The sequence below is a fragment of the Salicibibacter halophilus genome (assembly GCF_006740705.1).
Lineage (GTDB): Bacteria > Bacillota > Bacilli > Bacillales > Marinococcaceae > Salicibibacter > Salicibibacter halophilus.
The window spans coordinates 2,528,885-2,544,404 of record NZ_CP035485.1; the positions used below are offsets into that span (position 1 = coordinate 2,528,885).

Sequence of the window (15,520 nt, forward strand, 5' to 3'; positions counted from 1 at the left end):
GTGAAGAAAGGGAAAGGCGGGAGATAAATGAAACGTTTAGTGCGTTCTGCCAACAGTCGTATTATTACAGGTGTTTGTGGAGGGATCGGCCAATATTTTAATATTGACCCGATCATTATCAGGGTCATAGCAGTGATTAGCCTTTTTCTCAGCTTCGGGATTACGCTGCTTCTTTATTTGTTGCTCACCGTTTTGGTGCCAAGTGAAGGAGACTTCCGTTCATAATGGGATGTCTCGTCAATATCGTCATTAATGCTGTTGTTTTATTGCTCACAGGATTGATTTTTACCGGCTTTGAATTGGAAAATGTTTGGGCAGCGTTGATTGCTGCTGTCCTGCTCGCGATTGTCAACACGATTGTTCGTCCGATTCTCGTCGTTTTAACCCTCCCGGTCACGGTCTTGACATTGGGTATTTTCCTCTTTGTCATTAATGCTGCCATGCTTATGTTCATTGCGTGGATTATGGGAGGCGCTTTTGTCATCGATGGATTCGGAACAGCTATATTGGCAGCGGTCGTAATGGCCATCCTAAACGCGATCATTAATGTCGTGTTTAAACCAGTAAGACAGTGAGGCGCCTCATGTATGGGGCGCTTTTTCATTCGGAATCAATGGGGAAGAAAGTGATGAATCCCGCCCACAGCTTGCTGGATGAAAGCCAAGTAAAACTCATATCATAGAGGCTGCTGAACAACTTGATCGCAAGGGCGGGATGGCGCTGCAATGGCGAAGACTCCAGCGGAAAAACGGACGAGCCAAGACCCCGCAGCGCTGATCTTGCGCGAGGAGGCTTGGCCGTTCGTCCGCGGAAAGCGAAGCCATGGAAGCGACATCCCCCGCATGTTGATCATAAGGTGCAAAGGTTTAGCCCTGAGCGGCCATTTTTCCTTGCATCTCTCTTTCTACACATCAGGGGAAACCCCTTGCGACAGAAAGAATTTTTTCATTTCAGCAAACCCTGTCATACATACCATTTTCGAGCGAAAACATGCTACAATGGACAACGTGTGATGATTTTTGAAAAAATACGTCGCTGCCGACTACTTATACAACCCGAGTTCGGAGGGAACTAGATGGCTAAGGTCACGGCAAGAGATTTGATTGATCGTTTTTCCCTGGAATTGTTAAGTGGTGAAGAAGGGATTTATCGGCCGATCACCACGAGTGACATTTCTCGACCAGGCTTGGAGATGGCCGGTTTTTTTACCTATTATCCCCGCAGACGGTTGCAGTTGTTGGGCCGCTCGGAGCTTACGTTTCTTGAGCAGTTGGATACAGAGGTGAAGTTGGAACGTTTGGATAAATTATGCACGGCCAATACACCCGGCGTGATCATTTCCAGAGAGTTGGAAGCATCGCGGGAGTTGCTCGATGTCTCGGAAAAATCCAGTGTTCCGGTTATGCGTGCCAATGATACGACGACTCGAATAAGTAGCCAAATGACCGAATTTCTTGAAGCGCAGCTCGCGGAAACGACAGCGGTTCATGGGGTGCTTGTAGATATATACGGAATCGGAGTCTTGCTTACCGGGGCAAGCGGTGTCGGTAAGAGTGAAACCGCGCTGGATTTGGTGCGGCGGGGGCACCGGCTCGTTGCCGATGATTCGGTGGAAATCAGTCAACAGCATGGAGACACATTGATGGGCCGCCCGCCGGAACTGATTAAGCATTTGCTTGAAATTCGCGGGCTCGGCATCATAGATGTAATGACTTTATTCGGTGCCGGCGCGGTACGGCCCTTTAAACGGATCACCCTTAACGTGCACCTTGAGCTGTGGGATGAAGACAAGGCTTATGACCGGTTAGGGATTGACGAGGATACGATGAGCGTCATTGAAACGGATATCCCAAAATATACGATTCCGGTACGCCCGGGGCGAAATTTGGCGGTTATTGTAGAAGTTGCTGCCATGAATTTTCGCTTAAAACGAATGGGCATAAATGCAGCCCAGGAATTTTCAGACAAGTTAATGGGCGTCATTGAGGATTATGATCGAGATGAATTTTAACGCAGAGATCTGAAACGAATCAAACAAGGGAGGTGGCCATCCGGATGCTTTTTCAAGCGCAACCGCTGGACCCCGTGGCCTTTGAAATAGGAGCGCTTTCTGTCCAATGGTATGGCATTCTAATTGTGCTGGGGGCGGCCATAGGCTATGTAATAGCGGCGAGGGAATCAAAAAAACACGGCTATCCGGACGATTTATTTGCGGATTTACTTATTTGGGCGATTCCGATTGCCATTGTAAGTGCCCGTCTTTATTATGTCATTTTTCAATTTGACTATTATGCACAAAATCCGGCTCAAATCATTGCCATTTGGGAAGGCGGTTTGGCGATTCACGGAGGTTTAATCGGAGCCGTGATAACAGCCATTGTTTTTGCCAAACGGCGCGGGTATTCATTCTGGAAACTGGCTGACATTGCCGCCCCGAGTATCATTCTTGGGCAGGCGATTGGCCGCTGGGGCAATTTTATGAACCAAGAAGCCTACGGGGGAGAGGTTTCCCGGTCATTTTTGGAAAACCTCATGTTGCCGGATTGGATCATCGATCAGATGTTGATCGAGGGAACGTATCATCACCCGACCTTTTTGTACGAAAGCATTTGGAATGTCCTCGGTTTCGCATTGTTGATCTTTTTGCGGCGGTTGAACTTGCGACGGGGAAATATTTTCTTAACTTATGTCATTTGGTATTCGTTCGGCCGTTTCTTTATCGAAGGATTGCGCACGGATAGCTTAATGATCGGGGGTCTTTTGCAAACGGCACAAATCATTTCCGTCGTGCTTATCGCAGGAGCCATCATTTTCATGATTTATCATCGCAAGAAAGGGATTATAGAAGCGCGCTATTGGGATAAAGACGAGAAACTTGTGAAAAAAAACCGAAATAAAAAGAAGAAAAAATGAGTTTGGAGTAGGGGAAAGATAAAATGCAAACGTTGAAAAGGGGGCTGAAATCAGGGCTGGATACGACTTGGACATTGGCGAAGATCATTTTTCCGATTACATTTGCCGTGACCCTTCTGTCGTTCACGCCGGCCCTGGATTGGCTTTCGGCCCAATTGGCGCCGTTTATGTCTTGGATAGGATTACCCGGGGAGGCGGCCATCCCGCTTGTTCTTGGAAATGTATTGAACTTATACGCTGCTATCGGCTCGATTTTAACGTTTGATTTTACGGTGAAAGAAGTTTTTATTCTCGCGGTTATGCTTTCTTTTTCCCACAACCTATTTGTGGAATCTGCGGTTGCGGCAAAATTAGGAATACGTATCTCTGTGGTATTGGCGGTTCGCATTGGTCTCGCCATTGTTTCCGCCTTTCTCATTCATTGGATTTGGCAAGGCGGGGATCAACAGGCGCAATACGGCTTTGTGAGTGGCACCGAATCCGTGGAAGTTAGTGGTTGGATGGATGCCCTTTTGGAAGCGGCCTCGAGTGCTGCCATGGGTGTTGTGACAATCGCGGTTTTTGTATTCCCAATCATGATGGTCGTGCAGCTCATGAAAGACTTTAGCATGTTGGATTGGTTCTCCAATAAGATGTTGCCTTTTACCCGCATGCTCGGCATCCAGCCCAATACATCGACAACGTTGGCATCCGGGATCTTTTTCGGTCTTGCCTTCGGGGCAGGGGTCATGATTCAAGAAGCGAGAGAAAACGGCGTGAAGAAAAAAGATTTATACCTCGTTTTTATCTTTTTGGTCGCCTGTCATGGTATTGTAGAAGACACACTCATTTTCATTCCTCTCGGGATTCCGGTCTTGCCACTGCTTATCATTCGGGTAGTAACCGCAATTTTGTTGACGATGGCAATTGCTTATTTCTGGAACCGCTTGGAAAAACAGGAGGCAAATGTTGATGGACAACGTGAATACAGTTCTTTTTGACCTTGATGGAACATTAATTGATACGAATGACTTGATCATTTCATCTTTTGTCCACACGCTTGAACACTATTATCCGGGAAGATTTGAGCGGGAGGATATCCTTGATTTTATTGGACCGTCGTTAGCCGATACGTTTCATAGCCTGGATGCGGAACGGGCAGATGAAATGATGACGATGTATCGTGAACACAATCATGCCCGCCATGATGAATTAATCAAGGAATACACCGGGGTGCGTGAAACGTTGGAGCAATTGGCGGCTGCATCCTTCCAATTAGGGGTTGTGACGACGAAACGGGGGGAGACTGCTTGGAAAGGGTTGGACTTGATGGGCATGAAGCCTTTTTTTAAGACGGTAGTCACCCTTGATGAGGTGGAAAATCCAAAACCTCACCCGGAACCGTTGGAGAAGGCGATGAAAGCATTGGGAGCGACAGCGGAAGAGACACTTATGGTCGGCGATAATGTTCACGATATTGAAGGGGGGAAAAACGCGGGGACGAGAACCGCCGCGGTGGCCTGGTCGATCAAGGGTGTCGATGTATTGAAGGAACACAAGCCGGACGTGATTTTGGATGATATGCGTGACCTCCTTGACATTTTGGGAGTGTCGGGACAATGACTCGGCGCACGGATCGTTACCGCGTATCAAAAAACAATTCCCTCTGGCATATTTATCAAACCGTCTCCTTTTTTAAAGTCGTAAAAAATTTTATCGTCATTGAGCTTGCCCGTATAACGCCTTTTCTAAGTGTGAAAAATTGGCTCTATCGAACGCTTTTGCGCATGAATGTCGGCGAAAAAACCGCGTTTGCATTGAAAGTGACGCCTGATGTGATGTTTCCGGAGAAGGTATACGTGGGCAGCAACTGTGTCATTGGCTACAACACGACGCTACTTACCCATGAGTATTTAATTGATGAATATCGTCTCGGGCAGATTCATATCGGGGATAATGTCATGATCGGCGCTCAATCGTTGGTTCTTCCCGGTGTGACAATCGGAGATGGGGCGATCGTCTCCGCGTTGACTCTCGTGCACAAAGATGTGCCTGCAGGGGCTTTTGTTGGCGGGAATCCGATGCAAGTGATCCGGGAAGGGCCGCGTGAAGTTTAAAAGGAGGAAATCTGATGGAGTTATTTATTTTGGTCCTTTTGGTATTCCTGTTATTTGCCTTTGCGGCAGGGATTGCCGTTTATCTCTTGTTTGCCTTTGGCGTGTTTCGGCTTGCCAAAAGGGGCGGCATTGAAAATGCCTGGTTGGCGTTTATCCCGATTGCCCAGTATTACACGCTTAGTATGGTCGTTTGGGACCGCGTGCCCGCTGGTTTTCGCGATGTTCTCCCATGGCTGCTTATTGGGTTATCCGTAACGCAATTTCCACTTTTCATGCTTGAGATCATTTTTCCGCCGCTCGTCATATTGGCTATATTATTATGGTTTGTTACGCTCGGACTAGTATTGTATACCCTTTTTGAGTTATTCAGGAAGTATAGTGATCAATACGTTGTCCTTCTCGTTTTTTCAATTTTAACATTAGGACTCGTCGGATGGATCGCTACATTTGCGATCAGGAATAATGAAGAAAGGCCTGTTGATCAGGCGCGTGCGGCGTAAAAATTATATGGACGGCATGGAGGCGTTTGTCGCAGGTGAGGACAAAATAATAGCCCGAGGCAGTTGAATAATGGCGTCCGACGATCGCGAAACTATCTGTATGGAAAGCTTATACCGCTAAAGGGCACCGAATACTTGCTTAGGGACAAAAATCCTTACTTCGCCTTCTTTCACGGGCTACTGCGTGTCCCCGGCTCATTTGCATGCGTTGACGGCATTCAAGTTCCAAGTGTAAACTTAAATACATAAACATTTTACTACTCTATCGAACTAAAGGATTTTTTGGAGGCTGCGCACATGCCACTGATGTTTGAAAAACCCCTGGGAATGATTGATACGCTCCCCGCGCTCTATGAACGTGCGCGTGAGGTGCAAAGCTATATTGAACGGGAAACGGAAAGTTGGGGATACCGCCCCATTCAAACGCCGTCATTGGAGTATTACGAAACGGTAGGGAATGCTTCCGCGATTCGTGAGGAGCAATTGTTCAAATTGCTGGACCGGGAAGGGCAGACGCTCGTCTTGCGGCCGGATATGACTGCGCCGATCGCTCGAGTTGTCGGATCCAGCATGAAAGAAGAGCCCTTGCCGTTACGTCTTTCCTATTGCAGCGCTTTATACCGGGCTCAACAGCATGAGGGAGGCAGGCGCGCGGAATTTGAGCAATTTGGCGTAGAACTTGTCGGCGATGACTCTATGAACGCCGATGGAGAAGTGCTGGCGCTTCTAACGTCCAATCTGCGCGCGTCCGGTTTGTCCTCGTTTCGCCTTGCTGTTGGACATATTCAATATATGAATGCTTTTTTTGAAGAAATCATCGATGACCCTCAAATTGTTGAGGAGCTCCGACGGTATCTTTATGAAAAAAACTTCGTGGGCTACCGACAACGGATTGATCGACTGGAAATTTCGGAAGCTGAGAAAAGCCGCCTCCATCAACTGCACAGCTTACGCGGCGGTCCGGAAATTCTCGAGCGGGCGAAAACGTTGGCCTATAGTTCAAAAGCGCATCAAGCGATCAACGATATTGAAGATTTATGGGGAATTTTGCAAGACTTCGGAGTTCATGATGTCGTCCAAATTGACCTTAACCTCGTCGGTCAAATTGATTATTATACCGGGATTGTGTTTGAAGGGTACGGCGGACCGCTCGGCTTCCCTCTTGCAAGCGGCGGACGCTACGATGAATTGCTTGAAAAATTTGGGCGTCCGGCAAGCGCGACTGGCTTCGGGATACGCTTGGATCGATTGCTGGAAGCACTGAATCATATTAACGAAGGGGGTCCCCAGAAACGCTCGACGCTCATTCTTTTCCATAAAGAACATCATCAACAAGCGTTGCAGGAAGCAAACCGGCGTCGGCAAAATGGGGAGTCGATTGTTATGCAAAACATCGCTAGTGTACCGGACATCAATGCTTTCACGGATAAATATGCGGAAGTTGTCTCAATTACGGATCGGAGAGGGGGACACAACAATGAATAAAGATTGGATCACGTTCGCCATGCCTAAAGGCAGAATTTTTGAAGAGGCGGCTGACCTTCTCCGAAATGCCGGTTATCCTTTGCAGGAGGACTTTGCGGCGGGCCGAAAGTTGATCGTGGAAGCCCCCGAGGCCGGCATGAAATTTTTTCTGGCCAAGCCTATGGATGTACCTACGTATGTGGAACACGGCGTTGCCGATATCGGCGTCGCTGGAAAAGATGTTTTGTTGGAAGAACAGCGAGATGTATATGAAGTGCTCGACTTGCACATTAGTGCTTGTTACTTGGCAGTTGCCGGCCTTCCACAGCAAAGGAAGGAACGGGTGGCGCCCAAAATCGCGACCAAGTATCCGAATATCGCTACCCAATATTTTAAAGCGCAAGGCGAGCAAGTGGAAGTGATTAGGCTAAGCGGATCGATTGAACTCGCGCCTTTAATCGGCTTGGCCGAACGAATCGTCGACATCGTTTCAACCGGAAAAACATTGAAGGAAAACGGTCTTGTCGAATTAGAGACGATTGAGTCTGTTACTTCCCGATTGATCGTGAATCCGGTCAGTTACCGTATGAAAGATAAGCAAATCGACGATATTGTCGGGCGTTTATCCGCGGTTATTAAGGAGGGGAGTCCATCGTCATGAAGATTATACAGGTGGATGAACAGGTCAGTTTACGCCGGGACCCTGACAGCGGCAATGAAAAAATACAAGCGATTGTAGATGAAATCATTGCTGAAGTGCGAAAAGATGGCGATGAGGCCTTGCGGGCATACACGAAAAAATTAGACGGGGCAGCACTCGATGCTTTGTTTGTGAGTGAGAAGGAGCGTGCACAAGCGTATGAATCGATGGATACGCGGACAGTGGACGCGATTCGGCAGGCGATCGCGAACATTCGTGATTTCCATGAGCGCCAACGGTCGGAATCCTGGATGACGACAAAGGAGAACGGAACTATCCTTGGGCAGCAAATAACTCCGCTGGATGCAGTCGGGGTATATGTGCCAGGGGGTAAAGCCGCTTATCCTTCGACGATTTTGATGGATGTGATCCCGGCGCAAGTGGCAAATGTGGGGCGTATCGTGATGGCATCCCCGCCGGATGAATCTGGGCTGTTGCATCCGGCCGTTTTGGTGGCGGCCTCTGAACTGGGCGTTGAAACGATCCTGAAGGCCGGCGGAGCACAGGCGGTCGCGGCACTTGCCTACGGGACGGATTCCGTGCAAGCGGTCGATAAAATCGTCGGTCCGGGGAACTCATTCGTGGCTTTAGCGAAACGGGCGGTTTTCGGCCAAGTGGATATTGATATGATCGCGGGTCCGAGTGAAATCGTCGTTCTCGCCGATGATTCTGCCCGTCCGGACTATGTGGCGGCTGATCTGCTCTCGCAAGCAGAGCATGAAGAACGGGCGACGGCTATTGTCGTTACGCCTTCGAAAGCCCTCGCGGAAAAAGTGTCTGCGGAAGTGGAGCGCCAATTGGAAGATTTGCCGAGGGCGGCTATTGCCCGCGAAGCGCTTGACACCTTTGGCGCGATTTATTTGAGCGCTGATCTTAACGAAGCGGTTGATGTTGTTAATTCATTGGCTCCGGAGCACGTGGAAGTTCTCTGTAGCCAACCATTTCAATATCTAGGAAAAATTAGGCACGCGGGCGCTATTTTCCTCGGAGAAAACAGCGCGGAATCGGTTGGCGATTATTTTGCAGGTCCGAATCACGTGTTGCCGACGAACGGAACGGCTCGTTTTTCAAGCCCGTTAACGGTCGATGACTTCCTTAAAAAATCAAGCATCATTCATTATAGCGAGGAAGCACTTGCCCAAAACAGCGAAATGATTGCATCGCTTGCGCGCGTGGAAGGTTTTGAAGCCCATGCTCGTGCGGTGGAAATCCGTAAAAAAAAGGACGTGCGATAAAAAGATGAATGATACACGAAAAGCAACGGTAAAACGGCAAACCGGAGAAACGGATATTGAACTCGATGTACGGTTGGACGGTTCCGGTCAGTCTGATATTCAGACGCCGGTTCCGTTTTTAAACCACATGCTTGATCTTTTTACCAAGCACGGACAATTGGACGTACGTGTACAAGCGAGCGGTGATGTGGAAATCGATGATCATCATACAACGGAGGACATTGGGATTTGCCTGGGTCAAGCGATCAAGGAAGCCCTTGGCGACAAAACTGGCATCCGCCGGTATGGGACTGTCCACATTCCCATGGATGATGCGCTTGCCCAAGTGGTCATTGATCTCGGGAATCGCCCGCACCTTGAATTCCGGGGAGATATCGGCGCTGCAAAAGTAGGTGCATTCGATACCGAGCTTGTGCATGAGTTTTTATGGAAGTTTGCCGTGGAAGCACGAATGAACTTGCATGTGATCGTGCATTACGGCTGGAATACGCATCACATCATTGAAGCTATTTTTAAAGCGCTGGCCAGGGCCTTATCGGAGGCGGCGGAAATTGACCCCCGTGTGAAGGGCATTCCTTCGACGAAAGGGATGTTGTAGATGATCGCGGTCGTAGACTATGGGATGGGCAATCTGTACAGCGTAAGCAAAGCGCTTGAACGGCTAGAGGCCCCTTATATCATTACCGAAGAATCACATACATTGGCATCAGCCGATGGCTTGATTTTACCCGGGGTCGGTTCTTTTAAAGATGCCATGGCTATTCTCCGTGAAAAGAACCTAGATGCCACCCTCAAACAATTGGTCGAGGGCGGAAAACCTTTACTAGGCATCTGTCTCGGCATGCAGCTCCTATTTTCCGAAAGCGAAGAAAACGGAGTTACCCAAGGGCTTCAGCTGTTGCCCGGGAAAGTGCGGCATTTTCCCGGGAAAACAAGGGCAGGCATTCAATATAAAGTCCCTCATATGGGTTGGAACTATCTCCAATACCGTCAACCTACCCACGTCATCGTTGAAGGAACCGATGAAGGGCATGCTTATTTTGTGCATTCCTATGTCGTTCATGCTGATACTGCAGAGGTTGTTGTTGCTACGGCCGACTATGATGGAGACGTGCCGGCGGTTGTCGGTCGAAATCATATCTTCGGCACCCAGTTTCATCCGGAAAAAAGCAGCACGCTCGGGATGCAAATGTTAAGCAATTATGTGACTTATGTAAAAGAAAGGCAGGTACAGACGAGTGACAGCCTTTAATTTATTTCCTGCCATCGATATTCGCAACGGCAAATGTGTGCGGTTACAGCAAGGCGACTACAATCGGGAAACGATTTATGGAGACAATCCGGCTCGAATAGCGGCGGGCTTTGTCGAGGATGGCGCAACGTGGGTGCACGTCGTTGATTTGGATGGTGCCCGCGATAAACATCCGGTCAATGCTGAAGCCATTTTCCGTATTGTTGAAAAAACGAATGCTCGTGTTCAAGTGGGAGGCGGCATTCGCACGGAACGAGACGTGGAATATTATCTTTCCCGTGGCGTTGATCGAGTGATCCTCGGGTCTGTTGCGGTGCAAAACCCCGATTTCACAGCGAAAATGCTCGCCTCTTATCCGGGCAGAATCGTCATTGGACTAGATGCGCGAAATGGTATGGTAGCTGTGAACGGTTGGTTGGAGTCATCAGATGTGCAAGCAGAAGTGCTTGCCGCTGAGATGGTCGCCGCAGGTGCGGATACGTTTATATTTACCGATATCGAAAAGGACGGAATGCTCGCAGGGCCAAATGTGGAAGCCAGTGCCGCCCTTGCAAAAGCGAGCGGTGCTAACGTCATTGCATCGGGCGGTGTAAGTGGTTTGGACGATGTTCGAACATTGGTGCGTTATCGGGAGACAGGCGTAAGCGGTGTAATTGTCGGCAAGGCGTTGTACACAGACGCCCTTGATTTGTCTGAAGCGTTAAAAGAGGTGAAATGAACATGCTAACAAAACGGCTCGTTCCTTGTTTGGATGTAAAAGAAGGCCGCGTTGTTAAAGGCGTCCAATTTGTAGAGCTAAAAGATGCGGGAGACCCGGTGGAGCTGGCAGACTACTACGACCGGGAAGGAGCGGACGAGCTCGTGTTCCTGGATATATCGGCATCTCATGAAGGACGGAAAACGATGGTGGATGTTGTGCGGGAAGTGGCAGGAAAACTCGCGATCCCGTTTACGGTCGGCGGCGGCATCAATAGCGTCGATGACATGCGGCAAATCTTGCGTGCCGGTGCGGATAAAGTATCGCTAAATACGGCAGCCGTTAAAAATTCGGGCTTGATCGCGGAAGGGGCGGACTTTTTCGGCTCCCAATGCATCGTCGTCGCCATTGATGCCAAATGGGACGATCAATTGCAATCTTGGCGTGTGTATACCCATGGTGGCCGCAACGAGACGGATTTGGAAGTGACCGATTGGGCGAAAGAAGTCGTACGCAAAGGCGCGGGAGAAATTTTGCTCACGAGCATGGACCAGGATGGCGCAAAAACAGGGTATGATTTGGCGCTCACACGCGCGGTAAACGAAGCTGTGACCGTTCCGGTGATCGCTTCCGGAGGCGCGGGATCGCTGCAGGATTTTTCCGATGTGTTTCTGGAGGCCGGTGCGGACGCAACCTTGGCGGCCTCCGTTTTCCATTACAAGGAAACGGCTGTTTCGGAAGTTAAAGATGAGCTGAGAAAACAGGGGGTGAATGTGCGGTGAATGTGGATGATGTTGTTTTTGATGGCGAAGGATTGGTGCCGGCAGTCGTACAGGATGCCAATAGCAAAGAAGTATTGACGGTAGCATATATGAACCGGGAATCGCTAAAGAAAACAATCGATACGAAGGAAACCTGGTTTTACAGCCGTTCGCGCCAGTCCCTCTGGCATAAAGGAGAAACGTCCGGAAATGTGCAGCAAGTGAGCGATATTCGTTTTGATTGCGATCGCGATGCTTTGCTCGTTCTTGTACACCCGCGAGGTCCGGCCTGCCACAGGGGAACGTACAGCTGCTTTACAGAGAGTCTTTACCACGGGGAAGCGAAGCAGAAAACAGAGGGTTTCGAGATTTTGCGAACGTTGGCCGCGACGATTGCAGAAAGAAATCACGAACGCCCGGAGGGGGCTTACACCACTTACTTATTTGAAGAAGGGGTGGATAAAATATTAAAAAAGCTCGGCGAAGAAGCTTCCGAAATTATTATAGCGGCGAAAAATCGTGACCGGGAAGAATTATCATGGGAGAGTGCCGATTTTATATATCATCTCGTGGTGTTGCTTGAGGAACAGCAATTGCCCCTTGACCGCGTGATGGATACGTTAAGGGAACGGCACGGGAAGTAATAGCGAGTGTATTTTAGGTGAGATTGCTCCTTTTAGTCCTCGAGATTGGGTTTAACGGACTCGAAGCGCTGCTTGTGAGCCAAAAGAGTCCTCAGGAACTGGTTTAGCGGACTCGAAGCGCTGCTTGTGAGCCAAGTGAGTCCTCAAGATTGGGAGTTGCGAACGCATAATGGTTGGCGAGCGCCAAATGAGTCCGCTTTTCATCTTTCCGCGGGGTGTCGCAATTCGTCATAGTTGTTTTAGGTCATAAAAACGAATGATCTACGGTCCCGTTTTATGTTTAAAGCGAAAATCGGTATAGAGACAGTCAAATAGTTAACGGCCCGTATATTCGTGGACTTACGTACTTGCCGTTTTTTAGTTTGGTTAAATTAATGATACACGGTTCAACTCCACCTGCGCACGAACTTTTGGGGTGCTCCATAGACTATGTTATAATAAAAGAACCAACAGCATGTGGAAGGCGTGTATGCGCATGGGGCAACTGATCCCTTTTCTTCAAAACCCGGAGTATTTTTTTGACCGGGGAATTACGTTTTATAAAAATAAAGAGTGGAACCGCTCGATCCGTTATTTAAAACGAGCGATTGAATTAAGGCCCCTGGAAGGGGTTTTTCATTGTCAACTAGCAGCTGTATTGTCCGATATGGGCGAGCATGAACGTTCCAATGAGACCCTTTTGCACGTCTTGGATCATATTGATGGCAACATGCATGATTGTTATTATTTCCTTGCCAACAATTATGCGTTTCTCGGACTTTTTGATAAAGCAAAGGAAGCGGCGCTTCAATATTTGTCCTCCTCGCCTGAGGGGGAGTTCGCGGAAGATACGAAAGAGCTGCTTGAGTTGGTAAAACTTGATGGGGATGAAGCCTTTTTTGAGGATGAATATAAAGAAGAGCTTCCATTTCCCGATGACTTTATTTTACAGTATGAGCGTGCCGGGCGCTTCATCAACGATGGAAATTATGAAAAAGCAGAGCGTTTGCTCGAAGGATTAATGATGGATTATCCCGCCCATTATGCTTCCTACAATCAATATGCGAGAACGCTTCACCTGCAAGGACACAGCGACGAGGCGATGAATTGCCTGCGTTCCTTGTTAAAAGAGGTGATGTATGTGCCTGCGCTCTGCCAGTTAACATTATTGCTTGAAGATCAGCATAAAGAACGGGAAGCCGAACATTGGAAAAAGAAACTTAGACAATTGGCGCCATTGAATAAAGGGCATATGCATAAGTTGGCAGCAACGCTTTGCCGGCTCGGCGAATATGAGCAGGCGCTTGCATCCTTCCACTTTTTACGAAAACACAGCATGCCCGAAACAACAGGGGCATTTTTTTATCGTTATGGCGTGGCGGCTTTTCATTGTGGCTACAACGAAAAAAGTAAAAAAGCGTGGAAGCTCGCGCGTGATCACGGGCACGATAAAGCAGCAACGCTTTTGCAGACATGGCAGACACGGGCTCTGAAAAGGGACGAAGTACAGTGTGAACATCTGCACGATTTATCTTTCGGTTTGGATTGAGCAGATGAATAGACGTTAACGGAAAAGCGGGATAATATAGAGACAGAAGGCAAGTGAAAGGAGCGTCGGTCGATGTCAGGAGAAACAGAGACCATTTATGATGTCATAATTGCCGGGGCAGGTCCCGCGGGCATGACTGCTGCAGTGTATACATCGCGTGCAGAAATGAAAACATTAATGCTCGAACGAGGGATGCCGGGCGGTCAGGTGGCCAACACGGAAGATGTGGAAAACTACCCCGGATATTCGCATATTCTCGGCCCCGACTTATCGAATAAAATGTTTGAGCATGCGCGTAAATTTGGTGCAGAGTATGCCTATGGAGATATTAAAAAGATCGAAGACGGAAATCAATATAAAACGATTCACGCCGGGAATAAAACGTATAAAGCACGCGCTGTGATCATTGCCACAGGTGCGGAATATAAACAATTGGGCATTCCCGGTGAAAAAGAGTTCGGGGGCCGCGGAGTGTCCTATTGTGCCGTGTGTGACGGAGCATTTTTCCGGGATAAAGAAATTATCGTCGTCGGCGGGGGCGACTCCGCTGTCGAAGAAGCCGTATATCTCACGCGTTTTGCCAAAAAGGTGACCATCGTTCATCGCCGTGATGAATTACGCGCCCAAAAAATTCTTCAACAACGGGCATTTCTCAATGAACAAATTGATTTCAAATGGGATCATGTTGTCAAACAAATCCATGGTACGGATGGAAAAGTGAGCAATGTTACCCTCGCCAATGTGAAGACCGGCGACCAATATGATTTTCAAACCGATGGCGTTTTTGTCTATATTGGTTTGCTTCCGCTCAACAACGCCGTGAAAGACTTGGGAATCACGAATGAAGAAGGGTATATCGTTACAAACGAAGAAATGGAAACCGACCGTGTCGGAATTTTTGCGGCTGGTGACATTCGCGAAAAAACGTTGCGGCAAATTGTGACAGCAACCGGTGACGGCAGTTTGGCGGCACAAAACGCACAGTCATATGTCGAAGAATTGGAGAAAACAGTCGAGGCGTAAGAAATGCCAGTATATAAAAGGAAGAAAAATCGTTATTCTTTTTTAATGCTATTGTAACAGCTGTGAAACAATCAAGCGTTATGATGGAAGTACGTTAATTGACCCCCCTTTTATATATTTTGGATGCGCAAGGTTCATCGCCTTGCGTATTTTTTTGTCAAAAATGGGGGGATCGTGTAGATTCCAGAGGGTTAGATTTGTGGGATGCATCCGTTCACGTTATAATTAATGTGAGGTGATGAACATGCGGCGTGTGGCAAACTGCGTGTTGACACATAATGATCGGGTTTTGTTATTGCAAAAGCCCAGAAGAAACTGGGTGGTCGCCCCGGGAGGGAAGATGGAGGATGGAGAAACCCCACTTGCCACCGTGCGCAGAGAGTTCATGGAAGAGACCGGATTACAACTGCTGAACCCACAGTTACGGGCAGTTTCTACGATTGTCATTCAGGAAAGATACGCGAAAGTTTCCGAGTGGATGATGTTTTCTTTTCTTGCGCATAAACATAAAGGGGAAATGTTGGAACGCTCACCTGAAGGCCAATTGTTTTGGGAAGAGAAAACGAACGTGCTTTCTTTTCCGATGGCCTTGGGAGACCAGGATTTATTTAAACATCTTTTGGGAAAACAAGGAATGTTGTTCGGCACATTTTATTACACGCCTGATTACGAGTTGCTTGACGCTAAGCTCGAAACAGTGTGAACGG

At 48.3% G+C, this 15,520-nt stretch carries 20 protein-coding genes; all 20 read left to right on the plus strand.

Features of this window, described 5'->3' with window-relative positions:
- Positions 1 to 27 precede the first annotated feature (27 nt).
- On the plus strand, positions 28 to 225 hold the full coding sequence (locus EPH95_RS12300; protein ID WP_142090387.1) for a PspC domain-containing protein: 198 nt from the start codon (positions 28 to 30) through the stop codon (positions 223 to 225).
- The gene (locus EPH95_RS12305) at positions 225 to 575 is read left to right on the plus strand and encodes a phage holin family protein (protein ID WP_142090388.1); all 351 of its coding nucleotides are present in this window, start codon (positions 225 to 227) and stop codon (positions 573 to 575) included. The genes EPH95_RS12300 and EPH95_RS12305 overlap by 1 nt, the downstream gene beginning before the upstream one ends.
- A gap of 150 nt (positions 576 to 725) precedes the next feature.
- Positions 726 to 1,013 carry a hypothetical protein gene (locus tag EPH95_RS12310; protein WP_142090389.1) on the plus strand — a complete coding sequence of 96 codons (288 nt, stop codon included), beginning with the start codon at positions 726 to 728 and terminating at the stop codon, positions 1,011 to 1,013.
- Positions 1,014 to 1,075: 62 nt separating this feature from the next.
- Positions 1,076 to 2,011 (plus strand): HPr(Ser) kinase/phosphatase, encoded by a 936-nt coding sequence (gene hprK, locus EPH95_RS12315; protein ID WP_142090390.1) that lies wholly within the window; start codon positions 1,076 to 1,078, stop codon positions 2,009 to 2,011.
- A 44-nt stretch (positions 2,012 to 2,055) separates the two neighbouring features.
- Positions 2,056 to 2,913: a prolipoprotein diacylglyceryl transferase gene (gene lgt, locus EPH95_RS12320; protein ID WP_142090391.1), complete on the plus strand. Its 858-nt coding sequence runs from the start codon at positions 2,056 to 2,058 to the stop codon at positions 2,911 to 2,913.
- Between the two features lie 23 nt (positions 2,914 to 2,936).
- Positions 2,937 to 3,893, plus strand: coding sequence for a nucleoside recognition domain-containing protein (locus tag EPH95_RS12325; protein ID WP_142090392.1), 957 nt, complete (start codon positions 2,937 to 2,939; stop codon positions 3,891 to 3,893).
- Complete coding sequence (ppaX, locus tag EPH95_RS12330; protein WP_142090393.1) at positions 3,865 to 4,515, plus strand: pyrophosphatase PpaX; 651 nt, start codon at positions 3,865 to 3,867, stop codon at positions 4,513 to 4,515. Before EPH95_RS12325 ends, ppaX begins: the two co-directional genes overlap by 29 nt.
- On the plus strand, positions 4,512 to 5,009 hold the full coding sequence (locus tag EPH95_RS12335; protein WP_142090394.1) for an acyltransferase: 498 nt from the start codon (positions 4,512 to 4,514) through the stop codon (positions 5,007 to 5,009). Before ppaX ends, EPH95_RS12335 begins: the two co-directional genes overlap by 4 nt.
- Before the next feature lie 14 nt (positions 5,010 to 5,023).
- A complete protein-coding gene (locus EPH95_RS12340; protein ID WP_142090395.1) occupies positions 5,024 to 5,509 on the plus strand; it encodes a hypothetical protein in 486 nt (161 codons plus the stop codon).
- A gap of 297 nt (positions 5,510 to 5,806) precedes the next feature.
- Positions 5,807 to 6,994 carry an ATP phosphoribosyltransferase regulatory subunit gene (locus EPH95_RS12345; protein ID WP_227003898.1) on the plus strand — a complete coding sequence of 396 codons (1,188 nt, stop codon included), beginning with the start codon at positions 5,807 to 5,809 and terminating at the stop codon, positions 6,992 to 6,994.
- The gene (hisG, locus tag EPH95_RS12350) at positions 6,987 to 7,634 is read left to right on the plus strand and encodes an ATP phosphoribosyltransferase (RefSeq protein WP_142090396.1); all 648 of its coding nucleotides are present in this window, start codon (positions 6,987 to 6,989) and stop codon (positions 7,632 to 7,634) included. The genes EPH95_RS12345 and hisG overlap by 8 nt, the downstream gene beginning before the upstream one ends.
- Positions 7,631 to 8,908, plus strand: coding sequence for a histidinol dehydrogenase (hisD, locus tag EPH95_RS12355; RefSeq protein ID WP_142090397.1), 1,278 nt, complete (start codon positions 7,631 to 7,633; stop codon positions 8,906 to 8,908). Before hisG ends, hisD begins: the two co-directional genes overlap by 4 nt.
- 4 nt (positions 8,909 to 8,912) lie before the next feature.
- The gene (gene hisB / locus EPH95_RS12360) at positions 8,913 to 9,506 is read left to right on the plus strand and encodes an imidazoleglycerol-phosphate dehydratase HisB (protein ID WP_142090398.1); all 594 of its coding nucleotides are present in this window, start codon (positions 8,913 to 8,915) and stop codon (positions 9,504 to 9,506) included.
- Complete coding sequence (hisH, locus tag EPH95_RS12365) at positions 9,507 to 10,160, plus strand: imidazole glycerol phosphate synthase subunit HisH (RefSeq protein ID WP_142090399.1); 654 nt, start codon at positions 9,507 to 9,509, stop codon at positions 10,158 to 10,160. It abuts the gene before it with no gap.
- A complete protein-coding gene (hisA, locus tag EPH95_RS12370; protein ID WP_142090400.1) occupies positions 10,147 to 10,878 on the plus strand; it encodes a 1-(5-phosphoribosyl)-5-[(5-phosphoribosylamino)methylideneamino]imidazole-4-carboxamide isomerase in 732 nt (243 codons plus the stop codon). The genes hisH and hisA overlap by 14 nt, the downstream gene beginning before the upstream one ends.
- 2 nt (positions 10,879 to 10,880) lie before the next feature.
- Positions 10,881 to 11,639, plus strand: a complete 759-nt coding sequence (hisF, locus tag EPH95_RS12375) for an imidazole glycerol phosphate synthase subunit HisF (protein ID WP_142091605.1) — start codon at positions 10,881 to 10,883, stop codon at positions 11,637 to 11,639.
- Positions 11,636 to 12,262 (plus strand): bifunctional phosphoribosyl-AMP cyclohydrolase/phosphoribosyl-ATP diphosphatase HisIE, encoded by a 627-nt coding sequence (hisIE, locus tag EPH95_RS12380; protein ID WP_142090401.1) that lies wholly within the window; start codon positions 11,636 to 11,638, stop codon positions 12,260 to 12,262. Before hisF ends, hisIE begins: the two co-directional genes overlap by 4 nt.
- A 475-nt stretch (positions 12,263 to 12,737) precedes the next feature.
- Positions 12,738 to 13,790 (plus strand): tetratricopeptide repeat protein, encoded by a 1,053-nt coding sequence (locus EPH95_RS12385; RefSeq protein WP_160141756.1) that lies wholly within the window; start codon positions 12,738 to 12,740, stop codon positions 13,788 to 13,790.
- Between the two features lie 72 nt (positions 13,791 to 13,862).
- A complete protein-coding gene (gene trxB / locus EPH95_RS12390; protein ID WP_142090403.1) occupies positions 13,863 to 14,813 on the plus strand; it encodes a thioredoxin-disulfide reductase in 951 nt (316 codons plus the stop codon).
- A 244-nt stretch (positions 14,814 to 15,057) separates the two neighbouring features.
- Positions 15,058 to 15,516, plus strand: a complete 459-nt coding sequence (locus tag EPH95_RS12395) for an NUDIX domain-containing protein (RefSeq protein ID WP_142090404.1) — start codon at positions 15,058 to 15,060, stop codon at positions 15,514 to 15,516.
- Positions 15,517 to 15,520 lie beyond the last annotated feature (4 nt).